The organism is Bacillus sp. GbtcB14 (assembly GCF_019091205.1).
In the GTDB taxonomy this organism is placed as follows: Bacteria; Bacillota; Bacilli; order Bacillales; family Bacillaceae_G; genus Bacillus_A; species Bacillus_A cereus_AG.
The window spans coordinates 1-235 of the sequence record NZ_JAGXJT010000316.1 but is presented as its reverse complement, the minus strand read 5'-3'; the positions used below and the strand labels follow the sequence as shown (position 1 = coordinate 235).

Here is a 235-nt window from a genome sequence, read left to right as displayed (position 1 = left end):
CAATAATGTTCCAATTCTTTAAAATCACCTGTAATTGTGTTTTCGTTCCCATAATTGTGCAATCATTATTTATCACTTCATCTGCATTCTTCACTTTTTCTTCTAACGGCATTTGAGATTGAATACGTACTGTTGCTTCTTCTTCTGAAAAATTATTTCGTTTCATTAATCGTTCTAATTGCGTATGTGGCTTAACTGCTACAAATAAAACGCGGTCAACGAGACTTGTTAATTT

At 32.3% G+C, this 235-nt stretch carries 1 protein-coding gene; it reads right to left on the bottom strand.

Going from position 1 to position 235, the window contains the following annotated elements; translation table 11 throughout:
* Positions 1 to 235, bottom strand: a 235-nt coding sequence (locus KVT31_RS30010) for a dephospho-CoA kinase (RefSeq protein WP_217613773.1), incomplete at both ends; no start/stop codon positions are given.